Source organism: Campylobacter sp. RM12651 (assembly GCF_022369475.1).
GTDB lineage: Bacteria > Campylobacterota > Campylobacteria > Campylobacterales > Campylobacteraceae > Campylobacter_E.
Genome location: NZ_CP059600.1, coordinates 384,587 through 400,192, shown reverse-complemented (window position 1 = coordinate 400,192; position 15,606 = coordinate 384,587). Strand labels below are relative to the sequence as shown.

Sequence of the window (15,606 nt, the reverse complement as noted above, 5' to 3'; positions counted from 1 at the left end):
TTTATCATTGGTAAAGTATAATTTATAAAATTCCAATGCTTTTAAAATAAAAACTATCTTAAAAGCATTAAAAATTAAAATAAAAAGTCTAAATTAAGCCCTTTTAATTCAAAGTCTTTATGAAAATCATTTGGCATAGGAGTTTTTATATCATAATCAAATATTTTTGTCCTAGCACAATGAAGCATTAGCCTTGAGCTAATTATTTTACTATATTTAACATCGCCTAAAATTCCTAGACCAACGCTATTTAAATGAACTCTTATTTGATGAGTTCTACCTGTTGCAATTTGCACTTTTAATAAGGTTTTTTTACCTTCTATAATTAAAGGCTCTATTTTAGTATAAGCGTATTTTGCGTTTTCGCTATTACTAATTTTGCTAAATGCACTTTTGCCTTTTATGGTTAAAATCGGCTCATCAATCTCCATTCCTTCGCTTACGATTTTATTAGTAATTGCTAGGTAGAGTTTTTGCACTTTTTCTTTTTTATATTCGTTTTTTGCAGCCTTTAAAAACTCTTCATTTTTAGCAAATAATACAATGCCACTTGTATCCTTATCAAGTCTATTTAAAAGAGTGTAATTATTTTTAATATGTTCGCTCGCAATACCAATTGGCTTATTAATAGCTAATAAATTATCATCTTCAAACAATACGCTAAGCTCTGGTTTTGCAAGTTTAAAAATAGTATTAACAGGCATAAGACCCCTTGCAATCTCTAATCTTTTGCCCCCGTGCATTACTAAACCTAAATCTATTAATTCTTTAGCAGCTGAATTTGAAATTCCTTCTTGAATTGCTAATAATTTATATGCTTTATCTTGTTTCATTTATTTTCCTATCTAATATTTCGCATAATGCGTTGAAAGTATATTCGTTTTTGATTTTAGCATTTTTAACATTTGTAAAATCAATATCATCACTAATTTTTATATTTTCTATACATTTTATACTTGAATATTGAGAAAACACATTAGTTCCTGAAGTGATTTTGCAGCCAAAAAACGCAGCTTCGGCGAAATTATGTCCGCCTATTTTAGTATAAGAACCACCTAAAATCACATAATCACTAATTGAATAAAAATTAATTAATTCTCCTAAAGTATCTAGCAAAAATACTTCACTTTTTAAATATCCATCACAATCATTGCTATATTTTACAATATTAAAACCCTTATTATAAAGTAATTTTTCAACCTTATGAAATCTTTCAGGGTGTCTTGGTGCTATTATTAGACATTTATCTTTTAAGAAATTTTTATCTAGCTTATTTAGAATTATTTCTTCTTCATTTTCGTGAGTGCTTGCAATTAAAATTATTTCTTTATTTTTGCTTAATTGCTTAGTAACTATTGGCTTATTTGTAATCTTTATATTTGTAAAAACTTCTATATTTTTAGCATTAAAATATTCTAATCTTTCTTTATCTTCATTACTTTGAGCAAGGATTAAATCAAAATATGAAAATATTTTTGCATAATAAAAACTAAATTTTTTATAATTTTTAAAGCTATTTTCTTTCATTCTAGCGTTTAATAAAATAGTATTTTTATCAAAATCTTTATATATTTTAAGTAAAGCTAACCATAATTCTGCTTCAAATACCATTAAAGTCTTAGCAGGTTTAAGCCATAAATATAATAATGGCTCATAAGGTAGTAAAAAAGCATTGTCATCAAATTCTTTTGCTTTCATAAGCCCTGTTTTTGATGAGCAAGTAAGTAATATTTTAAAACCTTTATTTTTATAATATTTAATCAACTCGCCTAAAGCGACAGCTTCTCCATAACTTGCAAAATGAAAATGAATATCTGCTATTTTATGCTTTTTGAATGGTAAAAATTTTTGATAAAGTTTAGAATATTTATCCTTAAAACTTAAAGGAATTAAAACCAATAAGAATAAAGGATAAATTAAAATAGAAACAAGAATATAAAAAAAATACATTTTTTAAATTATAAAAATTACTCTTCTATGTATAAAATTCTTCCACAATGTGGGCAGTTATTAATCTCTTCACTTTTTAAAACTGCACTAAAAGTTTTGCTATTTAGTTGCATAAAACAACCATAGCAAGCTTGTTTTTTAACAGGAACTACTGCAGTATTCTTAGCCCATTTTCTAATTTTTTCATAAAATCCGAAAACTTTGCTATCAATTTCGCTAGCTAACTTATCTTTTCTTACATAAATTTCTTTTCTTTTTTCTTCAATAGCATCAAGTGCTGATTTTTGATTAGCTATTGCTATAGTTAAATCATCATTTAATTTAGTAATTTCTTTTTGATTTTCTTTAATTTCTTCTTTTTTATTATCTACTATTTTTTCTAATTTTGATATTTCTTCATTTGCAGCTTCTAATTGCTCTCTTGCGATTTCTTCTTCTAATTTTAAAGCATTTGCTTCTTTTTCTGTTTTTACTAAAGCAATTTTTTTAGCAGTTTCATTGATTTTTGTTGAAAATTGAGCTATGTGATTTTCTACTTTTACTTTACTCTCACTAATTTCTTTTATGCTTTCTTCTAATTTTGAATTTTTATTCTCAAGACTTTTAATTTTATCTTCTAAATTGTTCGCTTCTCTTTTAGCACTTTCAATTTGTGGTAAAAAACTATCTATTTCTTTATCTAATTTAGAAAGCTCTACTAATTGTGATAGGTGTTTATTCATAGTATGTCCTTAATACTCTAAAAATGGATTTTTTGAAGAGCTGATTATAATCTCTATCGGTAATTTTTGCAAATTACTCGCTAAAGAATTAGCAAAACAAATCTCACTTTCATAATGCTTAATATCGATTAAACTTATATTATTTTCACTAAGAGCTAAAGCGTCGTGATATTTAATATCTCCTGTTAAAAATATATTACTCTTAAGCTCACTAGCCAATGAAATTCCAGAACCCGTGCAAATTCCTATTAAATCAGTTTGAATTATTTCTTTTGCTAAAGATATTGATATTTTTTTTAAGTTTAATTTAGCCTTTAAAAAATCAGCCAATTCATAAATATCTTTAAAATTATTCTTAGCATAAGCTAAAAACCCATCGCTTTCAATTATTTCTAAGCCTAAAAACTTTTCACAAAAATATCTATTTAAATGACTTAAATCATAATTCGTATGCATAGAAATTAAAGCACAATTTTTTCTGATTAATTCTTTTAAAATATTACCAGCATAATCATTTTTAATACTTTTAATACCCTTAAAAATCAAAGGATGATGAGTAATAATCAATGAATTTGGTAAAAATGATTTTACTTGATTAAAATCTAAATCAAGGCTAAGGTAAATCCTTTCGCAACTATCATCATTACTTAAAATTAACCCACTATTATCCCAACTTTCTTGAGTATTAAAAGGACTTAATTCATCTAAAATCTTATAAATCTCACTTATTTTCATAAAAATTCCTTATATAAAACGCTAAGCCAAGTTAAAACAGCTATTAAAATAGTAAAAAATACTCCAGCAGAGCCTAAGTCTTTTGCATCTTTTGCAAGTTTATGGTATTTTGAAGTTGCCAAATCTACAACGCTCTCAATAGAAGTATTAAAGCATTCAGCAGCAAATACTAAAATAATAACATCTATTAAAAATGCCTTTTCAAATAAAGAAAAAGGATAAAATAAAGCAAATAAAATAAAGCAAATTCCTATTATAAATTCTATCCTAAAAGCACTTTCATTTAAAGCTCTTTTAACCCCTGCTAAAGCATAACTTGCGTTTTTAAAAAATGAGTATTTCTTCTTCATATTTTCTCCTATTTAGCTAGATTATAAAAAAATTATTAATACTTTCAAATTGATAGCATAAATTGACTAGCATTCATAGCAAATACAACACAAGCTATGCTAGCAGCTCCACTAAGCCTTGCTTCTCCAAACATAGAACTAACTTCTCCTATAGCAAACATATTATTCTTAGCTGTATTAGTATCTATATCAACTACTCTTGCAAATATATCTGATTTAACCCCACCTAAAGTATAGTTTAAATAAACATCTACATTAGCCAAATAAAACATAGGCTTATTAATTGCTTTAATAGAAATATTATTAAGATTTTTACCCAATTTATCAATCCTATTACTAAAATAGCTATTGTATTCATCAACGCAATTAATTAATCTTTTATCAATTTCTTCTAAAGAATAGTATTTGTAAAATATACTTGTATCATTTATATAATTTATTCCGTGATTATCTAGGAGTAATTTAACTAATTTATTATTTTTAATTTCATTTAAAATCGCTATTGCTAAATCTTGCCTTGAGCTATCTTCTCTAACAAATCTTTTAAAATCAGAATTAATTAAAATTCCATATTTAAAAATATCCATAGGCAAAACAAAAGCAAATCTCATTAGACTTAATTGAGTTGGGATTGCTCCATTTTTTAATAAAATCTTTAAAGAATTTGAATTATTCTTAGACATAGTTTTAGCATAATAAGCTAGTGGATAATGAATTTTTATAAATTCTTTATCGTTTGCAAATCCACCAGTGCAAAAAGCTATATTTTTAACCTTAATTTTTATGATTTCATCTTTATGTAAAATACTTGCAATACCATTATCAAAATCAATTAATTTAGCCTTAGTTAATATATTTACATTTTTACTAAGCAATCTGTTGATTAATGGATTTATCACACTTTCTTTAGCATTTTTTAAAGGGTGTAATTCTCTAGGAACTGAATGATTTAAGCTATTTAATATAGCTAATTCAAATTCAACCCCAAAACTTTTTAAAAGTTGAGTAGCTTGTGCTGATTTTTCACTAAGCTCTTTTAATAAAGTAAAATCAGCATAATTAGTTGAATAAGAAATCAAATCATCATAAAATTTATCATCTTTTATATTTGCTAGTTGTTGAAAAGATGAATTACTAGCAGCAAAATTTAAATAACTCTTAGCTCCGCCTAATTCATCATCTTGCTCAATTAATAAAATATCTTGTTTAACCAATAAATTCGCCAATGTTAAACCACTAATACCACTACCTACAATTAAACAAAACAACTCATTCATAAGCAATCCTAATATAAAAATTAGCTCCAATTTTTCTAGTTTTTAAAAACACATCAGCATTTAACTCACTATTTAAAATATTTTTTATCATAAAAAGCCCAAGCCCTGAACCATTTTTCGTGCTAAAATAAGGTTTAAAAATTTCTTCTTCTAAATCCTTTTTAACCCCTATTCCATTATCTTTTATACTAATGTAAATATTATTTTTATAAGCATAAAGATTAATTATAATATAAGGATTTTTTATATTAACTAAAGCATCTTTTGCATTTGTAATGAGATTGATTATTGCATGAGCTAAACTATTTTTATATGAATTTATTTTTAAATTCTTATCAAGTCTTAAAGTAGTATTAATTGCATTCCTTGTAAGGCTTGCATTACAAATCGTTAAAGAATTTAAAATAGCTTCATAAACATAAAAAGAGCTTTTTTCTTGCTTTGTCTTATAAAAATCATAAAATTCATCAATAGTTTTTGACATATAATTTAAAATAGGATTTATCTCTTTTAATTTTTGATGAAACTTATCATCAATTTTTTGTTTTTCTAAACTAATCTCAAGATAACTAGAAATTGCACCTAAAGTTGCTAATGGCTGTCTATATTCATGAGCTATACAAGCTATCATTTCACCTAATGCAGCTAATTTTGATTGATGATTTAGCAATTGCTCTTTTTGTGTATTTTCATCTAATTTAGCCTTAATTATTTCAACTTGATTTTTTACTTCTTCTTGTAAATTTGCATTTAATTTTCTTAGTTTTTCTTCGGTTTTTAATAATTTATTAATTAAAAATCCTAAAACAAAATATACCCCAATAAAAGCAAAAAATACCAAAATCACACTAATTATAAAAGCCTTTTTTATTATATGTAAATGAGTTTTATAATCTTTTGTAATATCTTTTTTAATCAATATTAAAAATCTATCATTTAAAATAATTTCATTACTTAAATAATATTTATCATCTAACTTAATTATATCTTCATCATTTGTTAAAAGTTTAGTTTTATTTTGCCAATCAAATTCATTATAAAAATACTCATTTTCATACTTTAAAGCAGCTAAAAAATCATCTTGAATTTTTAAATTATCTAATAATTTTTTTGCACTTATTGTATAAGTAATCGCATAATTTTCATTTATTTTTAAATTAATTAAATAAACTGGTTCGGTATTTAATCTAAGTAAAATATCTGTTTGATTATTAAAATCATATTGGCAATTTAATTTTATTTTATCTTTTTCTATGCAAATATTTTCTTTTAAAATAAATAATTTAATATCCTTTAAATATGCCTCATTTGAGCTTAGATTTAAAAATAATTTATTTAATTTATTTAGCTTTTCATCATTTTTTAAATAATCTAAATTAGAACTAAATTCATAACTAATACTAAGCGTATTGTTTAATAAATTATTTAAAAAATCACTATAAAAATAAATAAACCTATCATTAAAACTATTTTTGTTTTGAAATAAATAATTTTTATGCCAAGAAATATATAAAAAATTCAAAATAAAACATAAAAAAATAATCAAAGTTAAAACAAATATAAAAGCTTTTTTGCGAATGCTTATATTAAGTAATTTTGATATAGTATCCACGAGAATTTGCATTATGAATTATACCTTTATCGCCTAATTTCTTTCTAAGATTTTTAATGAGTGATTTAATAGCATCAGAACTTACATCATAATCATTATATACATAATCGCAAATCTTATAAATATCTACAATGTTAGGACTACTTTTTAACAAAATTTCAAGCAATAAAAATTCTTTTTTGCTAAGCTTAATAATCTCATCATTTACTAATAACTCATTTAAATCAATATCTAAATATATATTATTGCTTAATTTAATTTTATTATTAATACTTTTTATAGCCTTTTTTAAAGCATCTTCAAGTTTAATCCTATCAAAAGGTTTTATTAAATACTTGCAAATATTAAGCTCAACTGCACTTAATAAAGTTTGTTTATCGCTTAAAGCTGTAATCATAATAGCAGGAATTTTATTATCAGAATTTCTTATATTTTCTAATAAATTTAAACCATCAAGTTTTGGCATAGAAATATCAAGTAATAATATATCAGGCTTTTTAGCCAAATATATATCTAAAGCACTTAAGCCATCTTTAGCATAAAGCACATTAAAATCAAGTAGTTCTAGCAAATCAATAACTTGACTTGCTAGATTTAAATCATCTTCTGCATATAAAATTGTGTATTTTTTCATTTTTTATCTAATTTACCCCTTAAACCATCATGACCTACATGGGTATGACAACTTACACATTTTAATTCATTTGCGTAATCTAAATATCTTTTATGCATTGTATTTTGCATTTCATTTTTAGAATTAATTTTAGTAATATCTTGATGACATTTTAAGCATCCACTATCATAAACATAATCTTTTTTATGATTGAGTTTTTCATACCAATCTATATTTTCATCAGCTCCAATAGCAGTGATACTAAATTCTTTAATGCCATTATAAGCTTTTGTGCTTAGATAATTTACTATATTATCGTGTGGCAAATGACAATCTACACAATTTGCCTTTATACCTAGATTATTATTACCACTATGAACATCTTTAATATAAGCTTCCTTCATCGGTTGCATTACATGACAACTCGCACAAAATTTATCATCGCCAGTCATTTGTATAGCTTTATGAGATAAAAACACAAAAATTAAAGTTAAAACCACAATAGATGAAACAAAAATAATAGTTTTTTTCATTTTATCTCCTTCATCCAAGTTTTAGTATTATGGCAAGTATTACACATATTAAATGATGGCTTATGCTCATTATGACAGGTGTAACAATTTAAATTCGCATTATCATGAATACTATTATGCGGATTTTTACCTTTTAAAAAATCAAGCCTTTTTGCTAATTTCTCTTTACTTCCATGACAACTTAGACATGAATTAGAATCAAGTGCTTTATAATCTTTTTCATTTGCTTCTTTATGACAATCTGTGCATTTTAATTTCACATCAACATGGTGTGGTTTTATTGCAAATTCATTGCCTAATGCAAAAATACTTAATATCAAAATCATTAATAATTTTTGCATTTATACTCCTTTTAAAATATCTTTCGCACAAGCAATTCCTGAAGTCATACAATCAGGAATAGAACAACTAGTAAGCCTTGATTGTCCATGAACACCACCAGTTGCCTCACCAATCGCGTAAAGCCCTTTAATTGGCTCATAGTTACTAATATTTAAAACTCTCATATTTATATCAGCATAAACACCACCTGGAGTATAACTAAGACCTGGTGCAGCTGTCATTGCATAAAAAGGTGCTTTACTCATACTAGAATTTTTAATCTTACTTAAATCTTTTTTGAACTCATCTTTATTATTTGAAATTCCTGTTTCATAATCTTGCATTGTCTTTGATAAATCATTTTCATTAAGCTTAAAATTATTAGCTAAATCACTTAAGCTATCAAATTTCTTCATTTTCCCTGCAGTAATAAAACTTTGCATTCTATTAGGGTCGTGCGAATTAGCAAATCCTATGCTATCAAAAATAATTATTGGATAAATTGTTGTGTTAATCTTTTCCATATGAGCTAAGATTTTATTTGATAAACCTTGTCTATCCCCATCTTCATTTAAAAATCTTTTAGCATTGCAATCAACCATAATCCCATAAATTAAATCTTCTGTAGGAATTCCAAAAGAAAATCTACTAAGTGCTAATTGAGTTGGGATTGCTCCTACCTTTAGCATTTGTTTTAATGCACCAGCAGTCTGACCTAAACTTGAAGGGCTTTTTGCTAGTCTTAATCTAGGATTTACTATACTTCTAAACTCAATATCACGGCTAAATCCACCTGTTGCAAAAACTACCGCAAGCCTTGCTTTATAGTGTTTTTTATCTCCACTTAAATTCTCTCTATCATCATTTGCTAGATTTCTATTAAATCTATAATTTTCTCTAACGCTTACGCCAATTATTTTGCCACTTTCATCTTGAATGATTTCATCGCATTTAGTTTCGTTTTTAATCTTTCCATTATGTTTTATAAAAAATTCATTTAAAGTGCTAATACAAGCACCGCCACCGCCAATAGTTTCAACACTTCTAGCAACACTATGACCGCCTAAAAACTTAAGCTTATCAGCATATTTAACCCCACAACTTTTAGCAAATTCATATGCTTCATTTGAATTTCTTATAATTCTTAAAGAATGTTCTAAATGATTATATCCAGCTCCAGCTTTATTTAAATCATTTAAAAATAATTCTTCGCTATCTTTTATGCCAGCTTTAATTTGTAAATCTGAATTAAGAACAGCAAAATCTTGTTGAGAAAGAACTGAATTACCACCAATTCTATCCATCTTTTCAATCATTAAAACATCAATTTTATTCTTTACTAAATAAGCAGCACAAATATGAGCACTCACACCACTTCCGATTATAATAACATCAGCTATTTCATCAAATTTTATGTCTTTTCCTAAATTATCATTAGCGTTTAATGCTAAAGGTGCACTAAGGCCAACTCCTGCTACTCCTTTTATAAAATTTCTCCTTGATAACATCTATACTCCTTCTAAAAAATCAATTTATTATAAAAATATGTAGTGGCAAAAAAGTGTCAAATATAAATTTATTTTTAAGATTTTAATATAAATTTTAAATCTAAGATAGCTAATATTTTAAATTATAGAAATGATATATTACCTATAAAATATTTAAAATCTTGATATTAATTTAATTTCTAGGTTTGTTTAATAGTTTTTAAAAGTATAAAATAACTAATGAAAATCTTATAAAAATATCTAGTATTTAGTGCTTGTGTTGTTAAAAAATTATTTTGTAATAAAAAATAATATCCGATTTTTTCTGCTTAGTTACAATTTTAATTTTTAGTATCAATTTAAGTATTTTAATATCTTATTAAAACCAATTATTTTATTTAAATTAATATAAATTACTATATTTATAAGCTGCGTAATTTTTAATATTCACTTAAGTTTTAAATATCAAATCTATCTAATAATATTTACAAACTAATCAAATAATTTAAACTACAAGCATAATACAAAGTAAGTTCTATAAAAGCATTGCAAATTAAATTCCAAAAGATTTTAACAATAAATATTTTTATACTTTTTTTAAAATATTACTATGAATTATAAAAGTATAAATTATTTTGAAAAATAAATGAAGATATAAACAATAATCTAAAAAGCCATAATTATTTTTTAGGCTTTTTAGAACTTTTTAAATGTTTTTCTAATTTTTTTCTTCCACTAAATGATATTTTTTCTATGAATAAATGTCCATCAAGATGGTCGTTTTCGTGTTGAATAGCAACTGCTAAAAGCCCTTCAGCTTCTAAAGTTTTTTGATTTCCAAATCTATCTAAATAATCAACTTTAATTTTATTATATCTAGTTACTTCTTCAAAAAAACCAGGAACACTAAGACAACCTTCTTCATAAACTTGCGTTCCTTCTCCAATAGGTGTTATTATTGGATTAATAAATTCAATCAAATCATCTTTATTTTGTTCTTCATTTTCATTTAATAAATTAATCAAAAATATTCTTAAAGGTTTTGCAACTTGTATTGCTGCTAAACCTATACCACTAGACGAAATCATAGTCTCATACATATCATCTAAAAATGTATGTAACTCTTCATCAAATACCTTAACTTCTTCACTCCTAGTAAATAATAATTTATTAGGATAAGTTATTAATTTAAGCATCATTTTCTTCACTATCTCCAACTACAGCATAAATTTCTTTATTTTTACCAGTATTCGGTAATACGCTAATAGCCTCAAGAATCTGTTCTTCATAATTATCGCCACTAAGTGCTACAACGCTCATTTCTATATTAATATCAATTTCATTATCATTTATAAAAAATGTTGTATTGTAAAATAAGTCTGAAATTCTCTCACAAGCTTTTTTTGCATTAACTATATTTGTATGTTTCATTGCCATTACAAAAATACCATCTCCATAATGTGCCACAACATCGCTTCTTCTTGAGGTTTTTAATAATAATTTCGCAACATTTCTCATCAAAAGATTTTTATCTTTTTGTAATTCAATTGTATTTAATAAACTATCTTTAATCTTTACAAACATCAATGATATTGAATAACCATATTTTTTAATATCTTCTATGTCTTGAGTAATATTATTATATAAATATCTTTTATTAAACACTCCGAATTTATCATCAAATTCACTCTGCTCATTTACCCTATTATGTATTTTTACAATCTCATCATAACCTTTTTTTATACTATTTAATTGAATATCAAGGGCTGTGGTGAGTTTAGCCATATCACTATCTAAAGACCTTAAAATATTTTGAATAGATAAAGAACCGGTAGCAATACTCAAATCGCCTATTTTTTTCTTAATTAAAGCTTTCATTGTGCTTATATTTTTATAAATTGTTGCAATAGAACCTACTAGCTGTTTTATATTTACAAAGGTTTCTTTAATGTCTTGTTCTATTACAGCAACTTTATTACTTTGGTCTTCTTTTTCATAAGTAATCATTTCTGTTACTCTTTTTTTAAAGGCCATAGGCTTAGTATCTAACATTTTTTCAAAATAAATAGAATAATTAGTAGGAGTTGGTGGAACATTATCCTCTATAAGTTGTTTAATTACTTGTTGAGTAAATTTCTCAAATTCTCCACCGCTTAATTTCTGAATCTTAGGAGATTCATCGTGTATTATCTCTTTATTCAAAGCCCTATCCTATTTAAAACTTTTTTCTAATACCTTATCAATTAGTCCGTATTTTAAAGCTTCTTCTGAACTCATAAAATAATCGCGTTCAGTGTCCTTCTCAACTTTTGCCAATTTATTACCGGTATTTTCAGCTAATACTTTGTTAAGCATTGCTTTTAATCTTAAAATTTCTTTTGCTTGAATTTCAATATCAGTCGCTTGACCTCTTGCACCGCCTAAAGGCTGATGTATCATAATTCTAGCATTTGGAAGAGCAAACCTTTTACCTTTAGCTCCAGAACTAAGTAAAAATGCTCCCATTGAAGCAGCTTGTCCTATACAAATTGTACTAACATCAGGTTTAATATAATTCATTGTATCAAATATACTAAGACCACTAGTTACAACTCCACCAGGACTATTTATATACAAATAAATATCTTTAGTAGAATCTTGAGCTTCTAAAAACAATAATTGTGCAACTACACTAGCAGCTACATCATCATTTATTTCACCACTTAAAAGAATAATTCTATCTTTAAGTAAGCGAGAGTAAATATCATAACTTCTCTCGCCTTTGCTAGTTTTTTCTACTACATAAGGTATGTAGCTCATTTATCTTTTCCTAAAAATAAATCAGCAAATAATTTTTCTTCTACTAAACTCATTCTAACAGCTGGTAATGTGCCATTTTTTGTATAGTTTTCTATTAATTGTTTAGGGTCCATTCCATATCTTAAAGCTTCAAAATAAATAGCTTGCGCTACTTCTTGGTCATTTACAACTACATTTCTTAATTTTGCTAATTCATCAACAATGAAAGTCAATTTTACGCTTTTTAAAGCTTCTGATTCATATTCTTTTCTTTTTTCTTCTAAATATTTATCATCTTTTAATTTGTCAAATTCTTCTTTACTAAAGCTTCTTGCAGCTTGATTAAATTGTAAATTAGTTTCTTGTTCTAAAATATTTTGTGGAACTGCAAAAGTATATTTTTCTAGCATTTTTTCAACAAATTCTTGTTTTAATTTTTCATCAATTTGTTTAAATTTAGCTTCTGTTTCTAATTGTTCTTTTATTTTTTCATCTAAAATTGCTTCAGTTGGGTTTTCTACACCAGGAAGTAATTTTTTAAGCATTTCTTCATCAATTTCAGGTAATTTTCTTGCGTGAATTTCATGTAATTTTACTTTAAATACTGCTTTTTTACCCGCTAAATGAGCTGCTTGATAATTTTCAGGGAAAGTTACTTCTATATCTTTTTCTTCGCCAACTTTAAGCTCTATCATACCATCTTCAAATCCTGGTATAAATTGACCACTTCCAATCTCTAGCATATAATTTTCTGCTTTACCACCTTCAAAAGCAACGCCATCAACAAATCCTTCAAAATCAAACTTAGCATAATCACCTTTTTTTAAGATTTGTTTTTTAGTTTTTTCTAATGGAGCAAATTGCTTAAGCATAGCTTCTTTTCTAGCTTTAATATCTTTTTCTTTAATTTCTTCTATTTTTAATGCAGGAACTAATGCTTCATAACCACTTAAATCAATTGTTGGTCTAAAAGAAACTACGAATTCAAATTCAATTCCACTATCTTTTCTATCGAATTTTTTAAAGCTTGGCTCGCCGATTAATTCTTTTTCATCTTTACCTGTTTCTTTAACTGCATTTTTATAAGCACTTGTAATCGCTTCTTGTTCTGCATCTTTTAGTAAAGAATCTTTATATCTATCTAAAACAACATTTACAGGAACTTTGCCTTTTCTAAAACCAGCAACTTGCATAGTTTTACTAGCTTTTACAGCTATTTCTTTAACCTTTTCATCTATTAAAGATTTTTCTATAACACCACTTACTGAGTAATTAATTTCATCAATTTTTGTTGTACTAAGTTTCATTAAACTACCTTTTGTAAAATATTTCGCACAATTCTAGCTAAAAAAATTAATCATTGGCAAAATATAAAGGTAAAGAATGCAAGACTTAATTAAAAATTTATTAATAAAAATTGGTGAAAATCCAAATAGAGAAGGATTAGTAAAAACACCTGAAAGGGTTCAAAAATCATATGAATTCTTATGTAGTGGCTATACAAAAAATCCAAAAGAAATTTTAAACGAAGCTATTTTTAACACTGATAACAATGAAATGGTTTTAGTAAAAGACATTGATTTTTATAGCTTATGCGAACACCATTTATTACCATTTTTTGGAAAAGTTCATATTGCTTATATACCTAATGGAAAAGTAGTTGGGCTTTCAAAATTACCTAGACTTGTTGAAGTTTATTCAAGAAGATTGCAAATCCAAGAACAATTATGCGAACAAATTAGCCTAGCTTTATATGAAATATTAAAGCCAAAAGGTGTTGCTGTAACTATTGAAGCTGAGCATTTATGTATGCAAATGCGTGGAATTCAAAAAGTAAATTCTAAAACAATAACAAGTTCTCTTAAAGGCATATTTTTAAGCGATGAAAGAACTAGGAAAGAATTTTATTCACTAATAAAATGAACTTAGAAAAACTTAAAAATAAAATATCAAAAATACCAATTTCACAAAATTTTGGCTTTATATACAAAATCTCTGCAATTAGTATAGAGATTAAAGGATTAATCACTAGCGTAGGCGATGTTATAAGACTTGAAAACGAGGAAAAAACCGCTTATGCAATGGTTGTTAAGATTGAGGAGCATATTTCATTTTTAAGCCCTTTTGATTTTGTAGAAGGCTTTAAAATCGGAGATAAAGCATTTTTAGAAGAAGCAGGAATGAAAATTCCTTGCTCTATGGAATTACTTGGGCGTGTGGTTGATCCATTTATGCGTCCAAAAGATGGAAAAGAAAAAATCACACCAAGTAAAATGATGCCTATTTTAAGAGCACCAATAGACGCACTTAAGCGTGGGCTTATAAGCGAGCCTTTTCCTGTTGGTATTAAAAGTATTGATGGACTTTTAACTTGTGGAGTAGGACAAAAATTAGGCATTTTTGCTGGTTCTGGGGTTGGTAAATCAACTCTTATGGGAATGATAGTTAAAAATGCCCCTGCAGCCGTTAAAGTAGTCGCTTTAATAGGTGAGCGTGGTAGAGAAATTCCTGAGTTTATACATAAGAATTTAGGTGGTAAAATGGATGATACCGTTATGATAGTTGCGACTAGCGATGATAGTGCATTAATGCGTAAATATGGGGCATTTTGTGCTATGAGTGTGGCTGAATTTTTTAAAGAACAAGGAATGGATGTATTATTTATAATGGATAGCGTTACTCGTTTTGCTATGGCTCAACGCGAAATCGGTCTTGCTCTTGGAGAACCACCTACTGCTAAAGGCTATCCACCAAGTGTATTTAATCTATTGCCGCAATTAATGGAGCGAGCTGGTAAAGAAGAAGGTAAAGGAACTATTACAGCATTTTTTACAGTGTTGGTTGATGGCGATGATATGAGTGATCCTATTGCTGATCAAAGCAGGTCAATTCTTGATGGGCATATCGTATTAGATAGAAGCCTAACTGATTTTGGAATATATCCTCCGATTAATATTCAAAATTCAGCAAGTAGGGTTATGGGAGATGTGGTAACGCCTGAACATAAAAAAAATGCTGCTAAGTTTAAAAGGCTTAATTCAGTTTTAAAAGAAAACGAAACTCTAATTAGAATTGGTGCTTATGTAAAAGGTAGCGATAAAGAGCTTGATTTTGCAATGAGTAAAAAAGATTATATGAATGATTTTTTAAGACAAGGAAATGATGAGGCTTTTGCTTTTGAAGAAGTTTTAAGTATGCTTGAGCAAATTAATTAATCCGAATTAATAT

The 15,606-nt window shown here is 26.4% G+C and carries 16 protein-coding genes and 1 pseudogene; 2 read left to right on the top strand and 15 right to left on the bottom strand.

What is annotated here, in order from left to right; translation table 11 throughout:
- Positions 1-74: 74 nt before the first annotated feature.
- The 15 genes from AVBRAN_RS02045 to tig all read right to left on the bottom strand — a co-directional run bounded on the left by AVBRAN_RS02045 (position 75) and on the right by tig (position 13,685).
- A complete protein-coding gene (locus AVBRAN_RS02045; RefSeq protein WP_214115830.1) occupies positions 75-833 on the bottom strand; it encodes an RluA family pseudouridine synthase in 759 nt (252 codons plus the stop codon).
- The gene (locus tag AVBRAN_RS02040) at positions 820-1,950 is read right to left on the bottom strand and encodes a glycosyltransferase N-terminal domain-containing protein (protein WP_239803403.1); all 1,131 of its coding nucleotides are present in this window, start codon (positions 1,948-1,950) and stop codon (positions 820-822) included. Before AVBRAN_RS02040 ends, AVBRAN_RS02045 begins: the two co-directional genes overlap by 14 nt.
- Positions 1,951-1,967: 17 nt before the next feature.
- On the bottom strand, positions 1,968-2,672 hold the full coding sequence (locus AVBRAN_RS02035) for a C4-type zinc ribbon domain-containing protein (protein ID WP_214115832.1): 705 nt from the start codon (positions 2,670-2,672) through the stop codon (positions 1,968-1,970).
- Positions 2,673-2,681: 9 nt separating this feature from the next.
- The gene (locus AVBRAN_RS02030) at positions 2,682-3,407 is read right to left on the bottom strand and encodes a Nif3-like dinuclear metal center hexameric protein (RefSeq protein ID WP_239803402.1); all 726 of its coding nucleotides are present in this window, start codon (positions 3,405-3,407) and stop codon (positions 2,682-2,684) included.
- A complete protein-coding gene (locus tag AVBRAN_RS02025) occupies positions 3,404-3,757 on the bottom strand; it encodes a diacylglycerol kinase (protein ID WP_239803401.1) in 354 nt (117 codons plus the stop codon). The genes AVBRAN_RS02030 and AVBRAN_RS02025 overlap by 4 nt, the downstream gene beginning before the upstream one ends.
- A gap of 44 nt (positions 3,758-3,801) precedes the next feature.
- Entirely contained in the window at positions 3,802-5,034 is a 1,233-nt protein-coding gene (locus AVBRAN_RS02020) for an FAD-binding protein (protein ID WP_239803400.1), read from the bottom strand.
- Positions 5,027-6,556 (bottom strand): HAMP domain-containing sensor histidine kinase, encoded by a 1,530-nt coding sequence (locus AVBRAN_RS02015; protein ID WP_239803399.1) that lies wholly within the window; start codon positions 6,554-6,556, stop codon positions 5,027-5,029. Before AVBRAN_RS02015 ends, AVBRAN_RS02020 begins: the two co-directional genes overlap by 8 nt.
- Positions 6,557-6,620: 64 nt before the next feature.
- Complete coding sequence (locus AVBRAN_RS02010) at positions 6,621-7,280, bottom strand: response regulator transcription factor (protein ID WP_214120636.1); 660 nt, start codon at positions 7,278-7,280, stop codon at positions 6,621-6,623.
- The gene (locus tag AVBRAN_RS02005; protein WP_239803398.1) at positions 7,277-7,792 is read right to left on the bottom strand and encodes a NapC/NirT family cytochrome c; all 516 of its coding nucleotides are present in this window, start codon (positions 7,790-7,792) and stop codon (positions 7,277-7,279) included. Before AVBRAN_RS02005 ends, AVBRAN_RS02010 begins: the two co-directional genes overlap by 4 nt.
- Positions 7,789-8,133 (bottom strand): cytochrome c3 family protein, encoded by a 345-nt coding sequence (locus AVBRAN_RS02000; RefSeq protein WP_239803397.1) that lies wholly within the window; start codon positions 8,131-8,133, stop codon positions 7,789-7,791. Before AVBRAN_RS02000 ends, AVBRAN_RS02005 begins: the two co-directional genes overlap by 4 nt.
- On the bottom strand, positions 8,134-9,621 hold the full coding sequence (locus AVBRAN_RS01995; protein WP_239803396.1) for a flavocytochrome c: 1,488 nt from the start codon (positions 9,619-9,621) through the stop codon (positions 8,134-8,136).
- A 659-nt stretch (positions 9,622-10,280) separates the two neighbouring features.
- On the bottom strand, positions 10,281-10,799 hold the full coding sequence (def, locus tag AVBRAN_RS01990) for a peptide deformylase (RefSeq protein WP_214115841.1): 519 nt from the start codon (positions 10,797-10,799) through the stop codon (positions 10,281-10,283).
- Positions 10,789-11,802 (bottom strand): diguanylate cyclase, encoded by a 1,014-nt coding sequence (locus tag AVBRAN_RS01985; RefSeq protein WP_214115842.1) that lies wholly within the window; start codon positions 11,800-11,802, stop codon positions 10,789-10,791. The genes def and AVBRAN_RS01985 overlap by 11 nt, the downstream gene beginning before the upstream one ends.
- Positions 11,803-11,811: 9 nt before the next feature.
- Positions 11,812-12,399 carry an ATP-dependent Clp endopeptidase proteolytic subunit ClpP gene (gene clpP, locus AVBRAN_RS01980; RefSeq protein ID WP_214115843.1) on the bottom strand — a complete coding sequence of 196 codons (588 nt, stop codon included), beginning with the start codon at positions 12,397-12,399 and terminating at the stop codon, positions 11,812-11,814.
- Positions 12,396-13,685: a trigger factor gene (tig, locus tag AVBRAN_RS01975; RefSeq protein WP_239803395.1), complete on the bottom strand. Its 1,290-nt coding sequence runs from the start codon at positions 13,683-13,685 to the stop codon at positions 12,396-12,398. The genes clpP and tig overlap by 4 nt, the downstream gene beginning before the upstream one ends.
- A 76-nt stretch (positions 13,686-13,761) precedes the next feature.
- Here tig and folE point away from each other — a divergent pair, with 76 nt between their 5' ends.
- Together folE and fliI are read left to right on the top strand one after the other, a co-directional pair.
- Entirely contained in the window at positions 13,762-14,301 is a 540-nt protein-coding gene (folE, locus tag AVBRAN_RS01970) for a GTP cyclohydrolase I FolE (RefSeq protein WP_214120540.1), read from the top strand.
- Positions 14,298-15,603 (top strand): annotated as a pseudogene (gene fliI / locus AVBRAN_RS01965) (flagellar protein export ATPase FliI). Before folE ends, fliI begins: the two are co-directional and overlap by 4 nt.
- Positions 15,604-15,606: the final 3 nt, after the last annotated feature.

Excerpts from the sequence above, each read along its gene's own strand:
- AVBRAN_RS02045 (WP_214115830.1), bottom strand. The coding sequence starts at position 833 with ATGAAACAAGATAAAGCATATAAATTATTAGCAATTCAAGAAGGAATT.
- AVBRAN_RS02040 (WP_239803403.1), bottom strand. The coding sequence starts at position 1,950 with ATGTATTTTTTTTATATTCTTGTTTCTATTTTAATTTATCCTTTATTC.
- AVBRAN_RS02035 (WP_214115832.1), bottom strand. The coding sequence starts at position 2,672 with ATGAATAAACACCTATCACAATTAGTAGAGCTTTCTAAATTAGATAAA.
- AVBRAN_RS02030 (WP_239803402.1), bottom strand. The coding sequence starts at position 3,407 with ATGAAAATAAGTGAGATTTATAAGATTTTAGATGAATTAAGTCCTTTT.
- AVBRAN_RS02025 (WP_239803401.1), bottom strand. The coding sequence starts at position 3,757 with ATGAAGAAGAAATACTCATTTTTTAAAAACGCAAGTTATGCTTTAGCA.
- AVBRAN_RS02020 (WP_239803400.1), bottom strand. The coding sequence starts at position 5,034 with ATGAATGAGTTGTTTTGTTTAATTGTAGGTAGTGGTATTAGTGGTTTA.
- AVBRAN_RS02010 (WP_214120636.1), bottom strand. The coding sequence starts at position 7,280 with ATGAAAAAATACACAATTTTATATGCAGAAGATGATTTAAATCTAGCA.
- AVBRAN_RS02005 (WP_239803398.1), bottom strand. The coding sequence starts at position 7,792 with ATGAAAAAAACTATTATTTTTGTTTCATCTATTGTGGTTTTAACTTTA.
- AVBRAN_RS02000 (WP_239803397.1), bottom strand. The coding sequence starts at position 8,133 with ATGCAAAAATTATTAATGATTTTGATATTAAGTATTTTTGCATTAGGC.
- AVBRAN_RS01995 (WP_239803396.1), bottom strand. The coding sequence starts at position 9,621 with ATGTTATCAAGGAGAAATTTTATAAAAGGAGTAGCAGGAGTTGGCCTT.
- def (WP_214115841.1), bottom strand. The coding sequence starts at position 10,799 with ATGATGCTTAAATTAATAACTTATCCTAATAAATTATTATTTACTAGG.
- clpP (WP_214115843.1), bottom strand. The coding sequence starts at position 12,399 with ATGAGCTACATACCTTATGTAGTAGAAAAAACTAGCAAAGGCGAGAGA.
- tig (WP_239803395.1), bottom strand. The coding sequence starts at position 13,685 with ATGAAACTTAGTACAACAAAAATTGATGAAATTAATTACTCAGTAAGT.
- folE (WP_214120540.1), top strand. The coding sequence starts at position 13,762 with ATGCAAGACTTAATTAAAAATTTATTAATAAAAATTGGTGAAAATCCA.